Genomic DNA, 23,688 nt, shown 5'->3' with positions numbered 1-23,688 from the left:
AAAATTTTTTCATTTCATGAATTATATAGAGCATATTGGTAAGTATTTTTCCATGCTTGGACAGGTGGTTGCTAAACCACAGCGATTTCGCGTATTTAAAGAAGCCCTATTGCGAGAACTTGAGGAGTTAGGACATAAGTCTATCGGGATTATTGGTTTTATTTCTTTTTTTATCGGAGGAGTTATTGCCTTACAAACGGCCTTGAACCTCGAGAGTCCGTTTATACCGAAATCCCTGATTGGATTCGCAGCAAAACGATCAGTGATCTTAGAATTTGCACCTACTTTTTGTTCCATTATCTTGGCGGGTAAAGTGGGGTCTTATATCACCTCGAGTATTGGTACAATGCGTGTGACGGAGCAGATTGATGCCTTGGAAGTGATGGGGATTAATTCATTGAATTATCTGGTACTCCCCAAAATTATAGCCACTGTTTGTTTTTATCCTTTCTTGATTGTTTTGGGAATGTTTCTCGGAATTTTTGGAGGATGGGTAGCAGGGGAATTATCAGGATTGTTTTCTGGAATCGATTTTATTACCGGAGTACAGATGGATTTTAAACCTTTTCTCATTACCTATGCCTTAATTAAAACGGTTGTATTTGCCTTTATCATTGCTACCGTACCATCGTACCACGGGTATTATGTAAAAGGTGGTTCTTTAGAAGTAGGGAAAGCCAGTACTCAGTCAGTGGTTTGGACAATAGTTACTATTGTAATAGCGAATTATTTTCTCACTCAAATGTTATTAACTTAGGTATGATAGAAGTAAAGGATTTACATAAAGGATTTAATGGGGTTGAAATTTTAAAAGGAATAACGACGTCCTTTCATCCAGGGGAGACGAGTTTAATAATTGGACAGAGTGGTTCGGGAAAAACCGTCTTTTTAAAATCATTGGTGGGCTTACACACCCCTGAAGCAGGATCTATAGTTTATGATGGCCGTGTCAATACAGAAATGAGCATAGATGATAAAAGGCAGTTTCGTCAAGAATTGGGAATGGTGTTTCAAGGTAGTGCTTTGTTTGATTCACAAACGGTGGAAGAAAACGTGATGTTCCCGCTAAAGATGTTTACCAAGCAATCGGATGCGGAAATGTTAGAAAGAGTTAATGTAGTACTCAAACGAGTTAATTTGGAAAACTCCAACAAGAAGTTCCCGGCAGAGTTATCAGGAGGAATGCAAAAGCGTGTGGCTATCGCACGAGCCATTGTGATGAATCCGAAATATTTGTTTTGTGACGAGCCCAATTCCGGACTCGATCCGAAAACGGCCATCGTTATCGATAATTTAATTCAGGAGATCACGGATGAGTATAAAATAACCACGGTGATCAATACCCACGACATGAATTCAGTGATGGAGATCGGTGAAAAGATTGTTTTTTTGCAAAATGGATACAAAGCATGGGAGGGAAGTAGCCAAGAAATTTTCAAAACCGACAATGAAGCAGTAGTGAATTTTGTGTATTCGTCCAACTTATTCAAAAAAGTGCGAAAAGCCTACTTAAATAATCTATAACTTAACTTTTTGTTAATGAGATTAGTAAAAAAAACTTTCATTTTTTTTGTAAAATAATCGCAAAAAAAGTTTGTGCAATCAATAAAAGCTTCTATATTTGCACCCGCAAACGCAGATATGCTAAAGCAAAAAACAATGACCGGGTAGCTCAGTTGGTAGAGCATCTCCCTTTTAAGGAGAGGGTCCTGGGTTCGAGCCCCAGCCCGGTCACTGAAAAACTTTTTTAAATAAAAGTAAATAAAAAGCTCTTGGGGAGATTCCAGAGCGGCCAAATGGGACGGACTGTAACTCCGTTGTCTTTCGACTTCGCAGGTTCGAATCCTGCTCTCCCCACAAAAACCTCAATCATTTCGATTGAGGTTTTTGTTTTTTAGCATCCTTTATAAATGAAGTACTTTCCTTGTTTTTACCTTTATCAAAGCTATTAAACAAAGAAAACGCCCGGAAATCATTCCCGAGCGCTTTCTGCATTCACGATAACAAAAGACTAGAAATACTATCTTTTAGTTTTTAATAAGGTTCTTGAAAAGCTAATAGTGTCGTTATAGACCTTTACAAAGTAACTTCCAATAGGTAAATTTCTGATATCGATAGACGAGGCTGCTCTAAAGCTGTTGCTTTTGACAATACGTCCGTTGGTATCTATAATTTCATAACGTGCATTCTGTAGGTTAAAATCACTAGAGATGTTAACAAAATGACTTGCTGGGTTTGGATAAACTTGTAAATCGATCATTGGTTGAGATGTTTGGTGTTGGTTGGGTTCATAACGCGCCGCAGTTTGAACTATGTTCACTGCATAATCCTCGACTTCACCATCAACAAAGGTCCCGCAGGCAGCAGGCGCTTGGTTGTATTGCATAACAACGCGCATTTTAGTCATTCCCAAAGTGGCTCCAGAAGGAATTTGAATGGCGTACGTTTTGCTGTTAGCATTATCGGTCGTGTCGTTCACAATCTGTTCTTCAGCTTCGTATGTTCCGTTTTGGTTGTAATCAATCCAAACGCTGAAGTGTTCTTTATAAGTACTACTACTAAATCCTGCTTTTAATGAAAGTGTTACTTCGCTATTTGCAGTAACGGTTGCTACCATAGAGCTGAAATCTGCGTAACCACCATTAGCTCCAGAAGTATTTGTCATAGCTCCAAATGATACACTGTCAATCCATTCGTATGATACGCGTTGCCCTTTAGCATCACAGTAGTTGAGTTGTGATCCTTGTGTGGTAAGGGTAAGTGCATTCGAAGCATCAGAGCTATTCCCGGCGAAATCTACTGATTTAACAGTGTACTGGTACTCGGTATTGGCTGTTAAGTCGTTAATAGGAAGACTTACTTTACTCGTAGTCGAAACCAATTGGTTGTTTTGGTACACTTCGTAGTGCTTAACTTTAACGTTGTCAGTAGCCGCTTGCCATTGTAGAGTTAGGCTGTTTTCGGTAACATCAGCAGCTGTTAACTGGGCAGGAATACTCGGCTTTTCAGTATCAGTAGTGATGTACTGGTAACGGATATTGTCAATTTTAGCCTGATCTTTACCTTTCTTTACAGAGGCATCTTTGCGATAGGTCCAAGTTAGTTTGTGGTTTCCTGCTGGTACTGTAAAGCTAACCGTGGTCCAAGCTTGTTCACCACTCCATTTATTTTGTTCCTTACCGTCGATAGCAAAAATTAAATAATCATAACCGCTTTCTGATGATACGGCGTAATCGAATTGAACTTCTGTCGCTGTTTCAAAGGCCTGAGTTAATTCTAATACAGAACTTTGGTTGTCTTGTATGTTTTTAGAAATACTGTAATTTCCTCCTTCAGTTCCGATAACGAAAGGGTGTGTTTGATTGGAAGCAAAGTTAGCTTGGCTAAAATCGGCAGTTTCGAAATCGATAATTTTATTTGCAACGACTTCTTTGTTTGTCAATACATATAAGGTATAGCGGTGCTCTGTAGTTTGTTGTCCATCAGTAGCTGTTAATACAACTTCGTGTTTCCCAGCATCTGCCTCGGTAGGAGTACCGCTAAGCGTGTAGTTTCCTGAAGTATTGTTGAACTGTAACCAGTTTGGTTTTTGCGTAAGGGTTAAGGTTACTTGGTCTCTTTTGTTTTCATCTATTACTTGTACGTTATAGGTATAGGCTTGGTCGATACGTACAAAGTTACTCGGAGTAGATACAAAGCTCGGAGCTACGTTGGTAGGATAAACGTCGATCATGATGGCATTGCTGTCAATCCAATTGTACTTCCCGCCGTGGGTAATCATTTCTGTCAAGTAAAAGTATCCGTTGCTTCTTCCGGCCCATCCCCAGTTGATGTGGAAATAGTCTCCTTGGTCAGTGGTGTCATAACCGTCCAACGCAAACAAGTGTCCTGCACCTCCGGCGTTAGGGTCTTGTAAGTTCTTACTTCTCCCCGAGTATAATACAGGGCGCTTTTGGTCTAACTGTTGCTTAATAACAGCATTCCAATCGGCATCAGAGTAACGAGATCGGTAGATCATTTGTGCTGATTGGTTGTACTTGAAGTATTTTTTTAACGCAGCAAGGGCATCTCTTGAATACGCTCCTGAGCCTCCGTTTGCTGAGGTACCATAACTCATTGATACGGCAACTCCACAATGGTATGATAACTTGGCATTTTCGTCATCTGCTCTGGTTTTTGACATATTTGCCCAATCGTATGATTGGTTAGCGAAGTTTACAGAGATGTTTCCGTACTTGTTGTGGGTATAGCTGTGTTGTGAACGCCCTCGAGCAGGGAATTCCCAATAGCGCATTACTTGTGCCATGGCGGTAGCAACACAACCCACAATAGCTTGACCATCGGCATCGCTAGGGCAGTACTTGTTAAACCCACTAGACTGGGTGTACAAGATGTCATCCATAAAAGGAGCGACCACTTTGGTACGGCTCCCCGAAGCCTGCTTTAAAGCATTCCATCGGTTGTTTTTACGCGCTTGCTTTCCGGCTTTTTGCACTTGGGCACTTTCGTAGACGAATGACTTATAGGCAGCTAATATGTGTTGAGTGTTGGGCTCTGTAGCCTCTAAAGTTCCGCGATCTGAATACGCTAAAACGGGTTGTGTAGCATCGTCCGCCGATACAATAACATAACCTCCTTCTTGGTAATTAACAATGTAGTATACTTTGCTTTTGTTAAAGTAAACTTCCTTGATGTTTTGAATTTTTTGTGAGTGTGAGCTTCTTTGTTGCGCGTTTTGTTGCATCCAAAGAGCAGCAGCTTTTACTGCTGTTTTTTTGTCGACAGGGTCGGCAAATAGGTTTCCTAAACTGCATAGGAATACAAGTGTGAAAAGTGTAATTTTTTGTTTCACTGGATAAAAGTTTTTTAATTTCCCAGGCAAAGCTAGCGCATCTATTTCCTCCGTAAAATAAGGAGATTTCCTAGTTGTTCTATGCGGTGTATCCCTAGTAAAACTAAGGGGTAGGGAGGGGAGGGGATAGGGGTTGTGAGGTAGAGAAACTAGGGGATTGGAGGTTTGTCTTTTTACTGCAATTTTCGTAGTAGAAAATTAATTGAATTTTCCAATGACTTTTGTGTAAATAGTCCAAAAATAATGTTGAATAGCCGGGACTTAACAGTTTATTAATGTTTAGTTTTTTTATTTTTTTGTTAAACAAAACGTATATTTGTGTAAATTAACGAAAGATGAGATTAGTAACTATATGTATATTACTGTTTCAGTTTACTTTGAGTATGGCTCAGGAGTCAGGAGTTGTAAAAGGAAAAGTAATTGATGCAAAAAGCAGAGAGGTGTTGCCCTTTGTAAATGTGACCATAGTGGGGACGACCCGAGGGGCGACCACTGCAGAAGATGGAAGTTTTGAGATTAAAAATGCACCGCTGGGCTACCTGCGAATTCAAGCATCTTTTCTCGGTTATAAAACGGTAGTTTCTGACGATTATTTGGTGACCAAGGAAAAAGTTCCGTTTGTCGTGTTGGAATTGTCGGAAGATCAAACCCAGTTAGCGGAAGTAGAAGTGCGTTCAAAGTTGTTTAAGAAATCTTTGGAGAGTCCCTTGTCTTTGCAGTCATTAGGAGTTGCAGAGATCGAACGCAACCCAGGGGGAAATCGCGATGTTTTACGAGTTATTCAATCGTTTCCTGGAGTAGCGTCAAATCCAGGCTTTAGAAATGATATCATTATTAGAGGTGGAGCAACCTCCGAAAATAAGTTCTATGTAGATGGAATAGAGGTGCCGGTGATTAATCATTTTCAAACGCAAGGAGCAACCGGAGGTCCGGTGGGAATCATGAATACAGATTTAATTCGCAAGGTTGACTTTTACGCCGGGGCCTTCCCAGCAAATAGAGGGAATACCTTGAGTTCCATTATAGAGTTTACGCAAAAAACCGGAAACCCGAATCGCTTAAATGTAAGAGCTACCCTCGGTACTTCTGATGCGGGGATTACCATGGACGGTCCGATTGGTAAAAATACGACCTATATCGTCTCGGTAAGGCAATCGTATTTGCAGTTTTTGTTTAAACTGATAAAACTTCCTTTTTTACCTACCTATAACGATTTTCAGTTCAATGTAAAAACCAAACTAAGCGAGCGCAGTGAATTGTCGTTTATTGGGCTGGGTGCCATTGATGATTTTAAAATTAACAAGGAGGTGAACGATGGCGTTACCGACGAAGAAACGCTGAAGAGAAATCAGGTGATTTTAAATACGGTGCCCGTAAACAGCCAATGGAATTATACCGTTGGTCTTTCGTACAAGCACTTTGGTGAAAACGCAACTCAGCAATTGGTGTTTAGTAGAAATGAGTGGAAGAACAAAGCGGTTAAGTACTTTATGAACGACGAGCAAGAGCGTCGTGAAAACTTATTATTAGATTACAATTCGAAGGAAATCGAGAATAAACTTCGTTTTGAAAATACGATGAAAATGAAGGGGCATACGTTGAATTTAGGGTTTAACCTCGAATTGGCGAAATACACCAATGCTACCTTTCAGAAAATAGTGAACACCCAGAGTATTGCAGAACGCAACTTTTTCTCGACTGTTGATTTTGTCAAATACGGGTTGTTCGGGCAATATTCGACTTCTTTGTTTCAAAAGAGGCTAGGAGTATCTCTTGGATTTCGATTCGACGGTATCGATTATAACGATCATATGAAAAATTTATGGAATCAGTTTTCTCCGAGGATTGCTACCACTTTTGCTTTGAGTGATAAGTTGTCGTGGAATAATTCGTGGGCCATATACAAACAGTTACCGTCCTATACAATTTTAGGGTACCGCGATACCAACAATGTGTTGGTAAACAAAAAAGGCGTAAAGTACATTACTTCTGAACATTTTGTGAGTGGTTTTGAGTACCGACCAGACGAGACTACCAAGTTGAGTTTGGAAGGATTTCACAAGAGTTATCGCGATTACCCATTTTCGGTTCGTGACCAAATCAGTTTGGCCAATTTAGGTGCAGATTTCGGTGTGGTCGGAAATGAAGAAGTCGTTTCGAATTCTAAAGGAAGAGCCTATGGTTTCGAAATTCTGGCGCAAAAAAAATCATATGGAGGTGTGTATGGTATTGCCGCCTATACATTTGTAAGAAGTGAGTTTCAAAATCGCCTAGGTGCTTATATCCCTTCTACTTGGGACAACAGGCATTTATTGACCATCACAGCAGGGAAAAAGCTAGCAAAGAATTGGGAGGTAGGAACCAAATTCCGTTTGGTAGGTGGCCGCCCGTATACTCCGTATAACTACGATGTTTCAGCAGTGAAGGCAAATTACAATATCAGCAATGGAGGAATATTAGATTTCGCTCGTTTGAATTCGGCTCGTTTCGGTACTTATACCCAGTTAGATATTCGTGTGGATAAAGTATGGTACCTAAAAAATATGGCGATTAACTTATATGTAGATGTACAGAATGTATATGCCAGTACTGCTGATAGACAACCGTTTTTGTTACCTCAAGAAGATGCTAATGGCGTGCGTTTAACTGATCCTAATGACGCGTCGCGTTATCTATTAGAAGAAGTTGGGAGTACCTCGGGAAGAGCAATTCCTAGGATTGGTGTGATCGTCGACTTCTAAATTTTTGGTAGGGTTTATTTTTTTAAAAGGGAGGGAAAGTAGTACCTTGTCCGAATAAAATAAGAATAACTATGAAACGATTGTGTTTAGGAGCCTTGTTAGCGCTAGGGCTGAGCCTTGGGGTACAAGCGCAAAAATACGAGTTTACCCCCGTGGTAGATATTGAAAGTACAGAAGTAAAAAGTCAAGGTAAAACAGGAACTTGTTGGAGTTTTTCGACAACTTCTTTTTTGGAGTCAGAGGTCATTAGACTTACGGGAAAACGCGTGGATTTATCGGAAATGTACACGGTGAGAAACACCTATGTTGAAAAGGCTTACAATTACCTTTACCGTCAGGGGAAAGCCCAGTTTAGTCAAGGAGGATTAGCGCATGATGTTATTAATTCTGTAGAAGACTACGGATTGGTGCCGAGAACGGTGTTTTCTGGGCTCGATTTAGGACAAGAGGTGCACAACCACGCCGAAATGGTGGCTGTATTAAAAAGTATGCTCGATACTTATATTAAGAACCCAGCAAGAACGTTGAGTCCAAAATGGAAAATGGCGGTGCAAAAAGTGTTGGATGTTTATTTAGGAGCAAATCCTAAGAATTTTACTTTTCAAGGTAAGGAATACACACCTGAATCGTTTGCGAAACATTTAAAAATTGTTCCAGAAAACTACGTGACTTTGAGTTCTTTTGCGAATGAGCCTTTATACAAATCGTTTATCCTTTCCATTCCTGATAATTTTTCAAATGGATCTTTTTATAATGTTTCTGTTGATGAGTTAGTAGCTGCAACGAAAAGAGCCTTGGAAAACGGGTATACCATCGCGTTGGATTGTGACGTGTCAGAAAAGACGTTCTCATCGAAAGCTGGTGTGGCGATTGTTCCTGCGAGCTCATCAGAAGGAAAAAAGGGACTGAAAGAAATAGTGGAAGAACGTACAATTACACCTGAATTACGCCAAGCAGAATTTGAAAACTTCCACACGACAGATGACCATTTGATGCATATCGTGGGAATTGTTAAAGATCAACGTGGTACGGTGTACTTTAAAGTGAAGAACTCATGGGGATCGGCACGAGGAAATGGCGGTTACATTTACATGTCTGTACCGTATTTTAAATTAAAAACAATTTCGGTATTGATGCATAAAGACGCCTTGTCAAAACCGATGAAACAGCAATTGAAATTGTAGTTAAATACTGCTTAAAAGCTAGAAACCCAAGACTCGCTCTTGGGTTTTTTCATTGGGGGCAAGCATCACTTCTCGCAGAGATTTTTGTATATTTCCAGCTGTAACAAAAAATCACTACATATGGAAGAAAAATTGAAGAATGAGGAGTCGGTAGAGCAATCGAAACAAGCGGTTCAAGAGGATGCAAAAGGATTGTTTCAGAGTTCTAAGAAATTTTTGGTAGAACTTTTAGATTTTAGACACGATACAGATCAAGAGGCCACTATAGAGGCAATTAAAGGAGATATCGCTTTTAAGGGAGCAACTGCGTGGATTTTAATCTGTTCAATTTTTGTCGCTTCTATTGGGCTAAATGCAAATTCTACGGCTGTAGTTATTGGTGCCATGTTAATATCACCACTAATGGGGCCTATTTTGGGAATTGGAATGTCTATAGCCATTAACGATATTGATACCCTGCGAAAGTCGCTAATCAATTTGGCAACGATGATTGTCTTGAGTTTACTAACGGCCTTTTTATTTTTCTTATTGTTTCCGTTAAAGGAAGAGACTTCAGAGTTATTAGGTCGTGTAAAACCTGATATTCGAGATGTACTGATTGCTTTCGTTGGTGGAATGGCGTTAATTATTGCCCGTACCAAAAAAGGAACTATAGCATCAGTAATTTTCGGAGTGGCGATTGCCACAGCCTTGATGCCACCATTGTGTACAGCTGGATATGGACTAGCTATAGGAAAGTGGAATTACTTTTTAGGAGCGATGTATCTCTTCACCATCAATACTATTTTTATTGCACTAGCAACATTTTTAGTCTTGAAGTTATTAGGGTTTACGATGATTCGCTACGTGAATTCCGTAAAGCGTAAGCGCATAGCACGTTTTGCTTCTCTGTTGGCCATATTGGTAATGATTCCTGCGGTTTTTACCTTTATTAACGTGTATCAAGAGAGTATCACCAAAGCGAATTATAAGAAGTATTTGAAAGAAAAAATATTGTCCAATCCAAATTTGTGGTTACAACGTGAAAAAATGGAGATGGATGATAAAAAAATCAGTCTGTTTTTTAACGGTGATGTCGATGATGCTACGAAGAGTTTTTTATCGAATGAACTCAAAAACTATCCAAAGATTGACGCTTTTGCTTTGCATATCAATGAAAATAAAGCGAGAAGTGTTGATAGAGTGGTAGATGCTTACGACAGAGCGATAGTGGCATTGGACGAAAAAGACAATGTCATCAAAGGATTACACAAACAAATTGAGGAGTTAGAAGGGACGATCGACCAACTGCAAAAACGCATAGAGGCAGATGCACAGGTAAGGGATAAAAATGCTGTGCCATTTAACGACCTCATGAAAGAAGCAAAAATTCGTTACAACGGATTGACTTCTATTCAGTTTGCAAAGGCCTTAAGTACGAATGATTTTATTAAGGTGGATACCATTCCAGAGCTCGAGGTTACTTGGAATAAAAAAGTAACGGAGGCAGACAGGATAAAGAAAGAAAAGGAATTGCAACTATGGATGCAAAAACAATTATCCATCAAAAAAATAGCGATCAAACATTAAACAGTAAACTCCTTCGAAAGAAGGAGTTTTTTGGTAATATTTGCAATAATCTTTCGTTTTACTCTTAGGTGTTTCCCTGTTATTATAAGTATCTTTGTTAGATACCCCAATCTTTTGGGAACTTTATTTATACCAATACCAACTATGATCAAAAGAATTCAAGAAATTATTGCGGCAAAGAGTATTACCGTAGCCGAGCTCGAGACCGAACTAAGAGAAGAGAAAGGGAGTTTGGCTGAGGTTTTTGAAGGGAAAAATGTACTGACAGCAACTCATGTTCAAGCCATCGTAGCGCGTTTTCCCGATGTGGATGCAAACTGGTTGTTAACTGGACGTGGGAGTATGTTTCACGGGAAGTTAGAACAGGCAGAATTGTTGGCAGGCGACTGCGTTTATCCAGAACCGTTGCTCGACTTGATATTGGCCAATGTAGAAGTGTTTAGAAGAGAGCCTAAAATAGACGCAGTAGTAGCGTTGTTCTCAAATTTTAAACAGCAACGGGTAATGGAAGAGATGTATGATAAAATTGCCCGCTATGAAGAATTACTAAAAGAGTGAAATTGTTAACAATTTTAAGACTGCTTACTGAGAAGGTAAGCTTTTTTTTTAGTCAAAAACTCGCTCATCTTTTGGTCGAGCCGATCGTTGATTTTCTTCGTTTTCTTTTCTTCTTCAATTACTTTTTTAGCAATTTCAATAATAGTTCTTTTTTCGCGATTTTTTAATTGCTCTTTTGAAGAGTAGCGTTTTTTGCGAAGGATTTTCTTTAAAAATTGGATGAGGGATTTCATGATTTTAAATTTCCTTGAGGGTGTTAACAATATCATCGTCAAATGCGTCGGCATTTTCACGTACTGTATCTGTCGAAAGCATGGCTTTATCATTGCGTTCAGAATACAGGGCTTTAATAGCCACCTTGGGGTAGTGTATGGTTTTTATTCGATCAATTAGGGAGAGCTGTCGAAGTATGATGTCGTCTTTGTAGGTGTAGTTCTTGATGAGGAAATACGTGAATATACTCGCTAGCAGAGCAACGAGGAGAATGGCAAAAACATAGGTGTTTTGCTCAAAGTCTTTTTCCGTTTGAAACAAGAGGTGTGTAATCCAAAACAGGCTTACAAAAATTCCTGAGAGCGATAGCAATTGAAATCTGTAGGAACTTCCTTTTGACAAATCGTCAAAGAGTGATTTACAACTAAAAAATAAGCTGAGCGTCGTTAGGCCAAACATGAAAATCCAAAATCGAAAACTAGAACGTCCGCGAAAGGACTGTGCTTGCACGAGCTCATTTTTTATCTTGGTGTATTGCTGAAGGCGAAGGTTGGCTTTGTCTAAGTGATTTTTGTATTCGAGGATCAATTGTTTGGAAAGCTCAGTCACTACAGAATCTTTGGCCTGTGTTGTTATTTTATCCGTAAACTGTTCGAGTAGTGCTAAATTTGTACTATCTCGCTTTCTAATGATAGGTTTGTAGGTTTTTCTATGAGCGACATATTCGTTAGAAAAAGGGGGAAAGAAAATATGTAACAAAGACATGGTAACTACAAAAAAAGCTACCATGCCTAAAAATAATCCTTTTTTATGGGTAGGCAGTACCGTCTTCTTCTTCCTCTTCGTCGTCGAGGCTTCCGTCAGCTCCTGGGTCGATGTATTCGCTTGATCCTTGTTTTGTATGGCTGTGTTTTTCATTATTTTTCAATTCTTCTAAAGAGTTATCCGTACAATTAACAAATAATACTGTACCAAATAGAAGGACCCAAAGTGTAACAAGTTTTTTCATATTTACTTCTAATTTTTTATTTAATTTAGAGTAAATGTAAGTATATAATTTTGATTTTAATCAAGGTTTTTTGCTTGTTAAACAGGGTGTTATCCTGTAAAAAGGATGCCAAACTTAAGATGTTTTTATGAGAAATACAATACTCATAATCCCTATTTGTTGACTCAGGGTTTTCCCTAATTTTTAATAGGTATTAAAAAACCGAGCTACTGCTCGGTTTTCTTTTGATTACTTTGTTAGAAGTAAGTAGTAAGTTGGTAATTAACAAATTATTTGGTCAGCGCAGCATTAATAAAAAACGTCTATTAAGGGTTGCTGAAATTTTTTGTGCAATACAATTGCAAAACCAACTAGCTATTCTTTTGACCCCTTCGGTATCAAAAAGTCACAAGCTAGTACAGATATTATAATTTATTGAGGTATAAACTTTTGATAATTCCATCAGAAAGTCCAATTTTAGGGACAAATATCTTACGTGCGCCACTCCATTTCATGGCTGAAAGATAAATCTTTGTAGCCGGAACAATAACGTCTGCTCTATCAGGATTGAGACCGAGTTCTGAAACCCGTTCTTTGTAAGACATCTTTTTTAGAAATTGATACTGAGCATTGAGGTAAATATAAGATATCGGTTTACCGGGTTCTCTGCCCGACATTTTAAATAGTTTGTTGATATTTCCTCCTGATCCAATAAGAGCAATTCGTTTGTACTGCTTGGTGTTTTCTTCAATCCATTGCTGTACTTTTTTAAATTTTGCCTTGTTCTCAGCTTTGCTGTTGTTGATCAAACGAACAGTTCCTATTTTGAAGGACTTAGAGTTAATGATTTTACCGTGAGAAAAAAGCGTGAATTCGGTACTTCCACCTCCTACATCCACGTATAAGTAGGTACTGTCACTTTCAATTAGTTGGTTGAGGTCAGTCGCAGAGATGATTGCAGCTTCCTTTTTTCCGTCAATAATATCAATATCAACACCCGTTTGCTCTTTGATTTGAGCTACAACGTCACTTCCGTTACTGGCTTCGCGCATGGCAGAAGTAGCACAGGCTTTATATCGCTTCACACCGTGCACTTTCATGATGAGTTTGAAAGCCTGCATGGCGTCGATCATTCGGTTGATATTTTCTTCTGAGATAACACCCAATACAAAAGCATCTGCACCAAGTCTAATTGGGACACGTACCAAGGATGACTTTTTGAATTGAGGATCTTTTTCTTTGTCTTCAATTACATTTGAAACTAATAATCGTACTGCATTTGAACCGATATCGATGGCTCCGTATTTCGTTATTTTCAAAATAAGTTGTTTTATCTATGGTGTTTTGGAAACTCCACTAAGATAGTATTTCCTTTCTTAATATTTTTCCAGTGCTTCTCGCTAAATTGAATACCGATAACCCCGCAGGTAGGTACGTGAGCTATGGGTTGACTACCAAATTTATTTACAAAGGTGTTGATTCCGTGATCGTGACTAAAAATTATAGCACTGCTAAAACTGTCATCTAAAGCTTTGACAGTTTTTACGAGATAGCCGTCGCTAAAACTGTACAGTTGCTTTTTAATTTGCAAGGTAGAAAGCGGGTAGCCAAAGTTCTCGCAAAAAATTACACTGGTATGCAAAGCTCTATTAGCACTGCTCGAAATAAAAACATCTGGCTTTTCTATGCGCTTCGCCAATATTTTAGACAGCAAGTGCGCATCATTGATACCGCGCTCCTTCAGTGGTCTGTCTATATCTTTTACGCTGTCGTAGCTCCAAGACGACTTTGCATGTCTAACAATGTAAAGTGTTTTCATGTATGGATGTAATAATTCTAAAAAAATTAAGGAGCTAAGCGCTCAATATTCCAAGTGAAATCCTCGTTCAGCGTATAGCGAATACGATCGTGCATTCTGTTCGGACGTCCTTGCCAAAATTCAACAGATTCAGGTTTGACTAAGTACCCACCCCAATGCACTGGCCTTGGAATTTCGGTATCTTTAAATTGTTGCTCAAAACTGAGTAAGCGCTGATCTAAGGCGTCTCTCGAGGGCACGACCTGGCTTTGCTCAGAAGCCCATGCACCGAGTTTACTCCCGTCGGGACGTGAGTCAAAATAACCGTCGGATAAGTTTTCGCTTAATTTTTCCGCTCGACCTTTAATGATGATTTGCTGTTCTAAGGAAGGCCAAAAGAAAGACAAACAAACGGCGTTGTTTTCCGCGATAGCCTTTCCTTTTTCAGATTGGTAATTAGTGTAAAAAATAAAACCTTCCCACGTGTATTTCTTGAGCAGTACTACACGTGTTTTTGGAAATCCATCTTTACCTATGGTGGCGACAGACATGGCGTTCGCTTCAACTACATTGTCTGTGGCATCGGCAAGCATAAACCAATCTCTAAATAGTTCGATTGGGTTTTCAGGACAGTGCTTTTCTAACAATTCCTGCTTTTCATACGACTTTCTATAGTCACTTAAATCGTGTGCCATTCGTGTTTTAATAGTTGTGGTAAAGGTACGATTTTTAGCAAGATTTGTAAACATTATCGCAAGAAATGTAGCCTTCTTCGGCCTCTTTGCCCCTTAATTTTGAAAAACAATTCGTCTCGGAAAATTGACAGTTCGGTATTTCTTTTTATTAAATACCCTAGAAGCTTAGGACTTTTGACACGAACAAACCAATTATCGATTACAATCATCATGAAAAAGTATTTAAGTTTTATAGCACTCGTTTTTATAAACGCATTGGTCTTTGGCCAAACGGTAATTTCCGGAAAGGTTACGGACCGCAGTAACCAGCCTATTGAAGGAGCAAACGTGTATTTAGAAGGAACCTACGACGGAACCTCGTCTGACCATCAAGGAAACTTCAGCTTTACCACCACGGCGAAAGGAGAGCAAAGCTTAGTCGTTTCTTTTATCTCTTTTGAACCTTTTGTGTTGAATGCCAAGGTTGGAAGCATGTCACAGCTAACGGTAAAGTTGCGTGAAGATGTCAATACACTCGATGCAGTGACCATCAATGCAGGTTCGTTTGAAGCGGGTGATAATGCGAAAGTAACGGCCTTAAAACCTTTGGATGTCGTGACGACTGCTAGTGCGCTGGGTGATTTTGTAGGAGCCATTCAAACCTTACCAGGTACCACAACTGTTGACGAAGATGGACGACTCTTTGTAAGAGGAGGAGAGGCGGAAGAAACTCAGATTTTTATTGACGGTATTCGCGTGTTTACTCCCTATGCTCCGGCCGCTCGAAACATTCCGACTCGTGGACGATTTTCACCGTTCTTGTTTAAAGGTTTTGCCTTTTCTACAGGAGGGTACTCAGCAGAGTACGGGCAAGCATTGTCTGGAGTGTTGACCATGAATACGATTGACGAACCCGATCAGGAGAAGACAGATGTTTCCTTGATGACGGTAGGAGCCGGTGTTGGAAATACGCAAATATGGGGTAAGAATTCGTTTAGCATCAATACGTCTTATATCAACTTAGCACCGTATTTGGCTTTGTATCCTGACAGAAATCAATGGAACAAACCCATCCAGGCAGCAAATGGAGAAATGGTATACCGCTACCGTACCAATTCGGATGGGCTGCTCAAACTGTACGGGGCTTTCAGCCATACCCAGTTTGACATGATTCAAGAGGATATCAACCTACCTCAAGGGTTCAATTTTGCATTGAAAAACAACAACCTGTACTTTAACGGATCGTACAGACAACGCTTGGGTGGAAATTGGAAAATCTCAGGAGGATTGAGTTATACCAATGATAGATCGTCAATAGGTGTATTGGAAAATGATATCAAAGACACGGAGCACGCCGTTCACGCAAAGGTCAAGTTGGAAAAAAGGTTCAATTCACGTTTGAAATTGCGCTTCGGTACCGAATATTTGCGTTCTGATTTTAAGGAAGACTTTTCTTCAACAACCCAAACATTCGATACTCGTTTTAGCAATGATATTACCAGTGCCTTTACCGAGATGGATATCCATTTTTCTAAGAAGTTAGCATCAAAAGTTGGACTGCGATTTGAACGTTCAGGCTTGTTGGAGCAATCAACGCTGTCACCGAGAGTATCACTGGCCTACAAAACGAGTGACCATGCCCAGGTGTCCCTGGCCTATGGGAAGTTTTTTCAAAATCCTAAAAACGAGTATTTAAAATTTTCAACTCAGTTGAAGGCTGAAAATGCAACCCACTGGATAGCGAATTATCAGTATGTAAAAGACCGTCAGATTTTCAGAGTGGAAGGTTATGTGAAGAATTACGATGACTTGGTAAAGTTCGATACGCAAACACCGGTTCCCTATGCTAATTTCTCCAATACTGGAAGTGGTTTTGCCCGAGGAGTGGATGTTTTTTGGAGAGATGGAAAAACTATAAAAAATACGGAGTATTGGATGTCATATTCGTATTTAGATACTGAAAGAGATTATAAAAATTATCCGGTAAAAGCAACCCCGAGCTTTGCAGCTGCGCATAATTTGTCACTCGTTGTAAAGCACTTTATCAAAGATTGGAAAAGTCAGGTGGGAATGAGTTACAATTTTGCTTCTGGACGCCCCTATACCAATCCGAATCAGTCAGGGTTTTTAAATGCGAAAACTATTAATTACAATTCTGTAAGTCTTAACTGGGCTTATCTCATCAGTCAGCAAAAAATCTTGTACTTCTCGGTGAATAATGTACTTGGAACTCAAAATGTGTTTGGCTACAATTATAAAAATCAGGTTAATACGCAAGGAGTTTTCGATAGGCAAGCCATTACTCCGGCGGCTGATAGGTTTTTCTTTGTAGGGTTTTTCTGGACTATTAGCGATGATGGGAAGTCGAATCAATTAGACAATTTGTAAGAAACTGCAATTCAGCTCTAAAATGTTACAGTTCGGTAAGTTCTTTTTTAGCTCCTTCGCTAAATCGATGATATTTGAATAACAAAACGAAAAAAAATGAAAACGATACTACAATTTACCCTGTTAGCCTTTGTGTTTTTTGGCGGGGTGTGGGCTTCAAAAGCTCAAGAGAAATTTACAATAAACGTTGGGTTTACAGGAATGAAAACGGATCAACATCAGTTGTATGTCGCCGTGTATGACAACGAAGCAGATTTTTTAAAGAAGCGAATAAAGGGAATGGTGGTAAAGGTTGAAAATTTAAAGGCTTCAACAGTATTGGAACTTCCCGCTGGTGTCTATGCCATTTCGTGTTTTTACGATCTGAATGACAATAAGCAGTTGGATACGAATTTTTGGGGGATTCCAAAAGAACCCATAGGCGTTTCAAATGATGCGAAAGGGTTTATGGGACCTCCAAAATACAAGGACGCCAAATTTACATTGAATGAAAACCGATCACTAACAATAACGATAAACGAATAAAACTAAACAATTATGAAAAAAATATTAGTATGGATGTTGCTGAGTTGTACTACCTTGATGATGGGGCAGTCTCAGTACGAAAAGGGAATGTCAAAGGCAATGGAATTGTGGGGGGCTAACAAAACAACCGAAGCAGCCCAGCTCTTTGAACGAATCGCGAAGGTAGAAAAAGACAATTGGTTACCACCGTTCTATGTCGCAACCATAGAAATTATTACGAGCTTCGGAGTTAAAGACGAGGCAGTTTTAGAAGCCAAGCTAAAGAAGGCCCAGCGCTTTTTGGATATGGCCAGTGCCAACTCAGAGAATAATCCAGAAATATTAATAACGCAGGCCCTGTTGCATACTGCCTATATCGCCTTTGACGGACAGCGCTATGGGATGTTGTTGTCGGCAAAAAATACCAAACTGTATGAAGAAGCCCTGAAATTGGCACCTGAAAATCCGAGAGTATTGTTAGGAAAGGCAGAGTGGGATATGGGAAGTGCTCAGTTTTTTGGACAGCCCATTACTCCTTATTGCAAGGATGTCGAAAAGGCATTAACGTTATTTGATACGGAAAAGGTTGTTCAGTTTTATCCGAAGTGGGGTAAAGAACGAGCCTTGGAAGTGATGAAAAAATGCAAGGTGACAAAGTAAAAAAAGAGGCTTTTTATAGCCTCTTTTTTATTTGTAAAATGCCTGCTGAATGACAGTAGCCAATTCGTCGTAACGATGCAGAATGATTTGTAAAAATTTGAGTTGTACACGAGTTCGAACGAGGTTATGCTCTGCATAGTCAACGCGGTAATAGCGATCACCGTTGAGGAAATCGGTTAAAAAACGAATGGCCTGTTCGTAGGTAATGGTTTTAACTCCGAGTAGCAAGCTGTCTATTTCATTTTTGGTAATGAAGTCTTTGGCCACTGAAGCATAACCATGAGTAAATTCCTTAAATAAGGCCAGGTCTAGTGCAACGGCGGTCAGGTTTTGCTCATCTTCTGCAGCGGTATTCATACCAGTACGCACCGCGTCGCCAAAATCGTAGCAGAGATAGCCAGGCATGGTCGTGTCTAAATCGATGATACAGTACTCAGCAGTTGCGTTGTGAAATAAAATATTACTGAGTTTTGCATCTTGATGGATACTTCGTAATGGAATTTTGTTTTTAGCTCCCCATGAACTGATGATTTCCATTTCTGGTGCAAGTTTGAGCAGTGCGTGAATTTCATTCTGAGCAAATCTCTTACGTCCACTGAGGTTGTATTGGATTGCTTCGCGCAATTGTGTGGTTCGAAGCGGGGTGTTGTGGAAGTCTTTCAACGTTTCTTGAAGTTGAGGAGCAGGTAAATCTAATAACTGTTTTTGATAGGTGGCAAAGGCCTTTCCTAAAATTTGAGCTTGTTCACGATGCTCTAGTACTTCATAACTCACCGAATTGTTGAGGTAGTCAAACATTCTCCAGTAACTACCATCGGCAGTTTTGTGATAACCGAGCTGATCTTTGGTGAGAAGTGCACGCAAGGTAAAATTGGATGTTTCTGAAGCTTTTTGAGCGAGGTGTTTGGTGATTCGCAATACATTGCTGGTCAGAGCCTCTATATCTTGAAAAATTTCCGAATTGATTTTTTGTAAGATGTAATTGGCTTGGGTGGTTTGTACCTTATACGTCGAATTGATATGCCCCGTTGTAATAGGGGTTGCCGTTACAAACCTTCCTTTGAGTTCAAAAAATGCTGTGATATCTGCTACCTCCATTAGCGTTGCCAGAGTTTTGAAGGGTAGGTACCTGCTGCTGTCAGAGTATCGATGGCAGATTTAACTGTTTTTGCGTCTTCTTTATACGTCATTCCGAACCAACGGGATTTTGTGGGGAGCACGTGAATGTTACAGTGTTGCCCTTTGATTAAATTATTCATGACACTAGGTAGGTAAAATTCGCGAGTAAGTGAGTTTCCTGAATGAGTTAAAAACGTTATGAGGTCTTTTTCAAAGGCCTCAAAAGTAGCCGGAGTTAATCCGAACATATTCATCGAGGTGATGGCCTCGGATGGGAGTTCAATGAGATTACTATCTTCTCGGTAAACAATGCGCTTGTCTATCCTTTCGATATTTGTGCGTTCCGTGATGGAACTCAATACGCCGTTTTTATCTTGAATACAGATTCCTCTCGATACACTTCCGTTTGACGATAAGGTGTTTTTAAGTTCAAATCCGACCATGGCTTGAGTGTCCAATTGAGTAGGTGGAATTTTTCTTAAAAAGTTGGCCAATATTTGAAAGGATTCAAATCCGTAAAAATCATCGGCGTTGATAACGGCAAAGTTGTTAGAAACTACTTTTCTACACGACCAGATGGCATGGCCAGTACCCCAGGGTTTTGTCCGATCGGGGTAGTGAGAAGCAGGTACCGGAAGTGTTGCTGTGTCTTGATACACAAAAGCGGTTTCGATTTGGTTTTTGTATTTATAGGTTATTTTGGATTTAAAGGCTTCATCGAGTTCCTCTCGAATAACGAAAACCACTTTAGTAAATCCGGCTCTTTTAGCGTCGTATACTGAATAGTCGATAATGGTTTCGTCATAACTGTTTACAGGGCTCAACTGCTTTAAGCCTCCGAAACGACTGCCCATACCGGCTGCCAGTACGATTAATGTTAATGCCATAATTGCTTTTATAAGGTTCTCATAATTTCTAAGGAGCGTTGTTTTTTCCATTGCCCATTGGTGAAATCAGGAATTGGTATGGACTGACTGTTTGCGGCCACAGAGAGTTCTGATAGCGGAGTAACAGCACTCCACAAAACACTGTCGTACACGTTGATATCTAAAGGGAGTCCCAGGTTCAAACAGCGGATGAGACGGTACATCATAACAAAATCCATCCCACCGTGGCCTTGTTTAAACTGCTGGCTAATGGTTTTGAGTTTTGAAATCATAGGATGCGTGTATTTCGCCTTGTACTGTTGGTAAGCTTCCTCAGATAACCATTGATGGCCCCAATAAGCCAATTCTTCTTTGTCTATATACAGCCTACTAGGATATCCGTCGTGGGTAGCTTTGGTGCCAACCACTTTGTTGATACGTGAGTATGGGCGTCCCGTATGAACGTCAAATTGCAACATGATAGATTTGCCATTTGCCGTTTTTAACAGTGTTGTATTCATGTCGCCGCACTTAAACGAGGTATAAGGGCTGTTTAAGCGTTTAGCTGTGTCGCTTAAATTGCGTTCTCTCGAACTCATCGATGTCAAATGATCGAGAGTGTCTCCTCTGCCCAAGCCCAGATAAAAGCTAATAGGGCCTAGACCGTGGGTGGTGTAAAAGTTTCCATCTCGGTGTATATGGTGTTTTATTCTCCACTGATCTTCGTAATACTCATTGCTGAGCATATGGGCTCTTAAGTCGTGTAAATAGGCACCTTCTGTATGGGTGATGTCTCCAAAGACGCCGTTTTCAATCATGTTTAAAACAAAGAGCTCTTCTTCATTATAGCAACAGTTTTCAATCATGATACAGTGTCGTTTGGTCTTTTCGGCAGTTTTTACGAGTTTCCAACAATCACTTAAGGTGTAGGCGACGGGGACTTCACAGGCCACGTGTTTGCCATTATTCATACCGTAAACACACATTGGGGTGTGTAACTCCCATGGGGTGGCAATGAGTAACAAATCTATATTGTCTTGAGCGGCGAGTTGCTGCCAAGCCTCCTTTTTTCCGTGGTAACGCGTGGGTTTTTTCGATTGCCATTGAGCCAATTGTTCGGCCGCTTTAGCAACCTTGGCTTCTTGGAGATCCGAGAGTCCTGCAATTTCGCAATGCCCATTTTTAATAAGCCATTCAAACATTTGTAACAGGGTTGTCCCGCGATTACCAAGTCCGATAATTCCGACTCGTACCTTTTTTATCGGGGCATCAGCAAACCCGAAGAGTGCTCCAGTAGTAGTCTGTTCCACGCTGTTCATACTTTCGCTTAACAGCTCTTGTGAAAACCCATAGCTGTTTAGCGGAAGGGATACGAAGGCAGAAGCCCCCAGAATTGACTTAAGAAAATTTTTTCTGTCCATAGTTAGTATCGATTAGTTGTTTGTATTGCCGAAGCAGCTTTTAAATGTAAGAAAAATACTGAAAATGGATTCGTCGCTAGTTACTTAAGGTTTGGTGGGGCAGTAGTGATGCTCATTTGATTTCCAGAAGACTTGCCTTTTAAGGAAGTAATTTCGTACGAAGTGGTACCTCGGCAATCGCTCCAATAAACATAGCGTTTGCCATCTTTAAACCGGTACATTTTACATCCGTCTTTTTCGAAAAGTAATTCGATCTTAAAATCACCAACTTGCTCTGTTTCTTTGGCTTCCCCTTTACAAGCTATGAAAAGTCCAAAAGCTAGTAAAGGGATGCCGAAGTAGTACTGTAATTTGTAGTAAAAGTTTTTCATACTAAAGTCTTTTTACTTATTAGTATGCTAAAACCTATAAATATTACATATACAGTGATTTAATTTATTCTTTTTGATCGAACGTAGTAGTTAGGGTCTACGCTAACCTTTTTCAAAGGGCTGTGATGACGGAGTTTTTGCCATGTCGCTGTGGGATGTATAGCGAGGTTTTTGCCCGCAACGTTGAGGCTTACTGGCATGGTAAAGCCATCAACGACATTAGTCCAGCGATACTCGAGTTCTTTTCCTGAAATTTTATATTCTAATATTGGGATTTTGACGGTTCTCAAATACTGGTCAAAAACTTTTTCAAGAGGAAGCCCGGTTTGTTTGATGAGGTAGTTTTCCACTTCTTTGGTCGTAACGGTTTTGTGGAAGAACGTCTTGTTCAACCCTCTTAGTGTTCTGCGCCATTGGTCGTCATCATTGAGGAGTGTTCGGATGGTGTGTAGCATGTTCGCTCCTTTGTAATACATGTCGCCTGAACCTTCGTGGTTTACGTGGTACTGTCCAATGATAGGAATGTCATTTCGGATACTTGCACGGGTCCCAATAACGTATTCTGAAGCCGCTTTTTTTCCGTAGTAATAATCGAGAAACAAGCTTTCTGAATAGGCGGTAAAACTTTCGTGTACCCACATGTCCGCGATGTCTTTGTTGGTGATGTTGTTGGCAAACCATTCGTGTCCGGCCTCGTGAATAATGATAAAGTCAAACTTTAATCCCCATCCTGTTCCCGACAAATCGTTACCGAGATATCCCTTTTTAAATTGATTGCCATAGGTAACGGAACTTTGGTGTTCCATACCTAAGTAAGGCACTTCTACCAGTTTAAAACTGTCTTCGTAAAAAGGGTACTTCCCGAACCAGTGTTCAAAGGCTTTCATCATTTTAGGAGCGTCGGTAAACTGTTTTTTCGCTTTGTCTAAATGATGGCGTAGTACGTAGTAGTCCATATCTAATACACCGCCTTCACCTTGGTATTTTTCTGAAAAGTTGATGTAATCACCGATGTTGACGTTGACCCCGTAGTTGTTGATAGGGTTTTTAACATACCAGTGGTAGGTTGTGGTATTGTCTTTATGAGGGGTTACCTTCTTTAGACGTCCGTTTGATACATTAATCAAAGGGTTCGGCACACGTACGCTGATGGCCATACTATCTACTTCATCGTACATGTGGTCTTTATTGGGCCACCAAACACTGGCACCCAAACCTTGGCAAGAAGTGGCTACAAAGTGTTGCCCATTTTCGTCTTTTTTCCAAGAGAATCCACCGTCCCATGGTGCGCGTTTGGCTTCTTTAGGATGTCCTTGGTAATGAACAGTTACGGTTTGAGTCGTTCCTTTTTTTTGAGGAGCGAGTAATTGGATAAAATGAGCATTTCCTTCTGAAATCACTTCGAGTGTTTTCCCGTTCTGTTCTGCCTTTGTAATTTTTAAGGGAGGCTGTAAATCTACCTGAAGTACTTGATGAGGTTTCAGTACTTCGTATCGGATGTCATTTTTTCCAATGATAAATTTGGTGTCAGGATCGACGCGAATGTCTAAATGGTAAAATTGTAAATCCCACCAAGCGCGTTGCGGGGTAATAGACCCTCGTAAACTGTCTTGTCTTGTGAATTTCGTTTGATGGTCAAAGAGTGATGTTTGCGCTGCGCTGAACTGTACGGAACTTGTAAGTAACAGTGCAGCAATGAGTTTTTTGATCATAGTCTTAGTATTTCGCAGCTAATATAAGTTTTTAATTAGTCTTTTATATTGACTTTATCTTTTAGATATT

General features: G+C 40.0%; 20 protein-coding genes and 2 tRNA genes. 11 read left to right on the top strand and 11 right to left on the bottom strand.

Annotated features, from left to right (window positions below):
- Window positions 1-16 precede the first annotated feature (16 nt).
- The 4 genes from ACKTS5_RS15870 to ACKTS5_RS15855 all read left to right on the top strand — a co-directional run bounded on the left by ACKTS5_RS15870 (window position 17) and on the right by ACKTS5_RS15855 (window position 1,857).
- Window positions 17-757 carry an MlaE family ABC transporter permease gene (locus tag ACKTS5_RS15870; RefSeq protein WP_408044873.1) on the top strand — a complete coding sequence of 247 codons (741 nt, stop codon included), beginning with the start codon at window positions 17-19 and terminating at the stop codon, window positions 755-757.
- 2 nt (window positions 758-759) lie between these two features.
- Window positions 760-1,524, top strand: coding sequence for an ABC transporter ATP-binding protein (locus ACKTS5_RS15865; protein WP_408044872.1), 765 nt, complete (start codon window positions 760-762; stop codon window positions 1,522-1,524).
- A gap of 137 nt (window positions 1,525-1,661) precedes the next feature.
- Window positions 1,662-1,734, top strand: a tRNA-Lys gene (locus ACKTS5_RS15860).
- A gap of 40 nt (window positions 1,735-1,774) precedes the next feature.
- Window positions 1,775-1,857 (top strand) — tRNA-Tyr (locus ACKTS5_RS15855).
- A gap of 163 nt (window positions 1,858-2,020) precedes the next feature.
- Here ACKTS5_RS15855 and ACKTS5_RS15850 read toward each other — a convergent pair.
- On the bottom strand, window positions 2,021-4,852 hold the full coding sequence (locus ACKTS5_RS15850; RefSeq protein WP_408044871.1) for a C10 family peptidase: 2,832 nt from the start codon (window positions 4,850-4,852) through the stop codon (window positions 2,021-2,023).
- Window positions 4,853-5,187: 335 nt separating this feature from the next.
- Here ACKTS5_RS15850 and ACKTS5_RS15845 point away from each other — a divergent pair, with 335 nt between their 5' ends.
- The 4 genes from ACKTS5_RS15845 (at window position 5,188) to ACKTS5_RS15830 (ending at window position 10,904) form a co-directional block, all read left to right on the top strand.
- Window positions 5,188-7,593: a TonB-dependent receptor gene (locus tag ACKTS5_RS15845; protein WP_408044870.1), complete on the top strand. Its 2,406-nt coding sequence runs from the start codon at window positions 5,188-5,190 to the stop codon at window positions 7,591-7,593.
- 71 nt (window positions 7,594-7,664) lie between these two features.
- Complete coding sequence (locus tag ACKTS5_RS15840) at window positions 7,665-8,777, top strand: C1 family peptidase (RefSeq protein WP_408044869.1); 1,113 nt, start codon at window positions 7,665-7,667, stop codon at window positions 8,775-8,777.
- A gap of 120 nt (window positions 8,778-8,897) precedes the next feature.
- Window positions 8,898-10,346, top strand: a complete 1,449-nt coding sequence (locus tag ACKTS5_RS15835) for a DUF389 domain-containing protein (protein ID WP_408044868.1) — start codon at window positions 8,898-8,900, stop codon at window positions 10,344-10,346.
- A gap of 144 nt (window positions 10,347-10,490) precedes the next feature.
- The gene (locus tag ACKTS5_RS15830) at window positions 10,491-10,904 is read left to right on the top strand and encodes a hypothetical protein (RefSeq protein WP_408044867.1); all 414 of its coding nucleotides are present in this window, start codon (window positions 10,491-10,493) and stop codon (window positions 10,902-10,904) included.
- A gap of 14 nt (window positions 10,905-10,918) precedes the next feature.
- Here ACKTS5_RS15830 and ACKTS5_RS15825 read toward each other — a convergent pair whose 3' ends face one another.
- The 5 genes from ACKTS5_RS15825 to pdxH form a co-directional block, all read right to left on the bottom strand.
- Complete coding sequence (locus tag ACKTS5_RS15825; protein WP_408044866.1) at window positions 10,919-11,137, bottom strand: hypothetical protein; 219 nt, start codon at window positions 11,135-11,137, stop codon at window positions 10,919-10,921.
- A gap of 4 nt (window positions 11,138-11,141) precedes the next feature.
- Window positions 11,142-12,035, bottom strand: a complete 894-nt coding sequence (locus ACKTS5_RS15820) for a hypothetical protein (RefSeq protein ID WP_408044865.1) — start codon at window positions 12,033-12,035, stop codon at window positions 11,142-11,144.
- Between the two features lie 495 nt (window positions 12,036-12,530).
- Window positions 12,531-13,427: a Ppx/GppA phosphatase family protein gene (locus ACKTS5_RS15815; RefSeq protein ID WP_408045231.1), complete on the bottom strand. Its 897-nt coding sequence runs from the start codon at window positions 13,425-13,427 to the stop codon at window positions 12,531-12,533.
- Between the two features lie 8 nt (window positions 13,428-13,435).
- The gene (locus ACKTS5_RS15810) at window positions 13,436-13,924 is read right to left on the bottom strand and encodes a SixA phosphatase family protein (protein ID WP_408044864.1); all 489 of its coding nucleotides are present in this window, start codon (window positions 13,922-13,924) and stop codon (window positions 13,436-13,438) included.
- Window positions 13,925-13,950: 26 nt separating this feature from the next.
- Entirely contained in the window at window positions 13,951-14,598 is a 648-nt protein-coding gene (gene pdxH / locus ACKTS5_RS15805; RefSeq protein ID WP_408044863.1) for a pyridoxamine 5'-phosphate oxidase, read from the bottom strand.
- Window positions 14,599-14,808: 210 nt separating this feature from the next.
- Here pdxH and ACKTS5_RS15800 point away from each other — a divergent pair, with 210 nt between their 5' ends.
- From ACKTS5_RS15800 to ACKTS5_RS15790, 3 genes are all read left to right on the top strand, one after another.
- Entirely contained in the window at window positions 14,809-16,965 is a 2,157-nt protein-coding gene (locus ACKTS5_RS15800) for a TonB-dependent receptor (protein ID WP_408044862.1), read from the top strand.
- A 96-nt stretch (window positions 16,966-17,061) separates the two neighbouring features.
- Window positions 17,062-17,490, top strand: a complete 429-nt coding sequence (locus ACKTS5_RS15795; RefSeq protein ID WP_408044861.1) for a DUF2141 domain-containing protein — start codon at window positions 17,062-17,064, stop codon at window positions 17,488-17,490.
- Between the two features lie 12 nt (window positions 17,491-17,502).
- The gene (locus tag ACKTS5_RS15790) at window positions 17,503-18,129 is read left to right on the top strand and encodes a tetratricopeptide repeat protein (RefSeq protein ID WP_408044860.1); all 627 of its coding nucleotides are present in this window, start codon (window positions 17,503-17,505) and stop codon (window positions 18,127-18,129) included.
- A 27-nt stretch (window positions 18,130-18,156) separates the two neighbouring features.
- On the opposite strand, the gene ACKTS5_RS15785 is transcribed toward ACKTS5_RS15790, so the two are convergent.
- From ACKTS5_RS15785 to ACKTS5_RS15765, 5 genes are all read right to left on the bottom strand, one after another.
- Window positions 18,157-19,227, bottom strand: coding sequence for a phosphotransferase enzyme family protein (locus ACKTS5_RS15785; protein ID WP_408044859.1), 1,071 nt, complete (start codon window positions 19,225-19,227; stop codon window positions 18,157-18,159).
- On the bottom strand, window positions 19,227-20,135 hold the full coding sequence (locus ACKTS5_RS15780; RefSeq protein ID WP_408044858.1) for a nucleotidyltransferase family protein: 909 nt from the start codon (window positions 20,133-20,135) through the stop codon (window positions 19,227-19,229). The genes ACKTS5_RS15785 and ACKTS5_RS15780 overlap by 1 nt, the downstream gene beginning before the upstream one ends.
- Before the next feature lie 8 nt (window positions 20,136-20,143).
- Window positions 20,144-21,535, bottom strand: a complete 1,392-nt coding sequence (locus ACKTS5_RS15775; protein WP_408044857.1) for a Gfo/Idh/MocA family protein — start codon at window positions 21,533-21,535, stop codon at window positions 20,144-20,146.
- A gap of 80 nt (window positions 21,536-21,615) precedes the next feature.
- Window positions 21,616-21,906 (bottom strand): hypothetical protein, encoded by a 291-nt coding sequence (locus ACKTS5_RS15770; RefSeq protein ID WP_408044856.1) that lies wholly within the window; start codon window positions 21,904-21,906, stop codon window positions 21,616-21,618.
- 59 nt (window positions 21,907-21,965) lie between these two features.
- A complete protein-coding gene (locus ACKTS5_RS15765) occupies window positions 21,966-23,618 on the bottom strand; it encodes a M1 family metallopeptidase (protein WP_408044855.1) in 1,653 nt (550 codons plus the stop codon).
- Window positions 23,619-23,688: the final 70 nt, after the last annotated feature.

It is taken from the genome of Tenacibaculum litopenaei, from assembly GCF_964514025.1.
Taxonomy (GTDB): domain Bacteria; phylum Bacteroidota; class Bacteroidia; order Flavobacteriales; family Flavobacteriaceae; genus Polaribacter; species Polaribacter litopenaei.
This window is presented reverse-complemented; position numbering and strand designations above follow the sequence as displayed.

Excerpts from the sequence above, each read along its gene's own strand:
- ACKTS5_RS15870 (WP_408044873.1), top strand. The coding sequence starts at position 17 with ATGAATTATATAGAGCATATTGGTAAGTATTTTTCCATGCTTGGACAG.
- ACKTS5_RS15865 (WP_408044872.1), top strand. The coding sequence starts at position 760 with ATGATAGAAGTAAAGGATTTACATAAAGGATTTAATGGGGTTGAAATT.
- ACKTS5_RS15845 (WP_408044870.1), top strand. The coding sequence starts at position 5,188 with ATGAGATTAGTAACTATATGTATATTACTGTTTCAGTTTACTTTGAGT.
- ACKTS5_RS15840 (WP_408044869.1), top strand. The coding sequence starts at position 7,665 with ATGAAACGATTGTGTTTAGGAGCCTTGTTAGCGCTAGGGCTGAGCCTT.
- ACKTS5_RS15835 (WP_408044868.1), top strand. The coding sequence starts at position 8,898 with ATGGAAGAAAAATTGAAGAATGAGGAGTCGGTAGAGCAATCGAAACAA.
- ACKTS5_RS15830 (WP_408044867.1), top strand. The coding sequence starts at position 10,491 with ATGATCAAAAGAATTCAAGAAATTATTGCGGCAAAGAGTATTACCGTA.
- ACKTS5_RS15825 (WP_408044866.1), bottom strand. The coding sequence starts at position 11,137 with ATGAAATCCCTCATCCAATTTTTAAAGAAAATCCTTCGCAAAAAACGC.
- ACKTS5_RS15820 (WP_408044865.1), bottom strand. The coding sequence starts at position 12,035 with ATGAAAAACACAGCCATACAAAACAAGGATCAAGCGAATACATCGACC.
- ACKTS5_RS15810 (WP_408044864.1), bottom strand. The coding sequence starts at position 13,924 with ATGAAAACACTTTACATTGTTAGACATGCAAAGTCGTCTTGGAGCTAC.
- pdxH (WP_408044863.1), bottom strand. The coding sequence starts at position 14,598 with ATGGCACACGATTTAAGTGACTATAGAAAGTCGTATGAAAAGCAGGAA.
- ACKTS5_RS15800 (WP_408044862.1), top strand. The coding sequence starts at position 14,809 with ATGAAAAAGTATTTAAGTTTTATAGCACTCGTTTTTATAAACGCATTG.
- ACKTS5_RS15795 (WP_408044861.1), top strand. The coding sequence starts at position 17,062 with ATGAAAACGATACTACAATTTACCCTGTTAGCCTTTGTGTTTTTTGGC.
- ACKTS5_RS15790 (WP_408044860.1), top strand. The coding sequence starts at position 17,503 with ATGAAAAAAATATTAGTATGGATGTTGCTGAGTTGTACTACCTTGATG.
- ACKTS5_RS15785 (WP_408044859.1), bottom strand. The coding sequence starts at position 19,227 with ATGGAGGTAGCAGATATCACAGCATTTTTTGAACTCAAAGGAAGGTTT.
- ACKTS5_RS15780 (WP_408044858.1), bottom strand. The coding sequence starts at position 20,135 with ATGGCATTAACATTAATCGTACTGGCAGCCGGTATGGGCAGTCGTTTC.
- ACKTS5_RS15775 (WP_408044857.1), bottom strand. The coding sequence starts at position 21,535 with ATGGACAGAAAAAATTTTCTTAAGTCAATTCTGGGGGCTTCTGCCTTC.
- ACKTS5_RS15770 (WP_408044856.1), bottom strand. The coding sequence starts at position 21,906 with ATGAAAAACTTTTACTACAAATTACAGTACTACTTCGGCATCCCTTTA.
- ACKTS5_RS15765 (WP_408044855.1), bottom strand. The coding sequence starts at position 23,618 with ATGATCAAAAAACTCATTGCTGCACTGTTACTTACAAGTTCCGTACAG.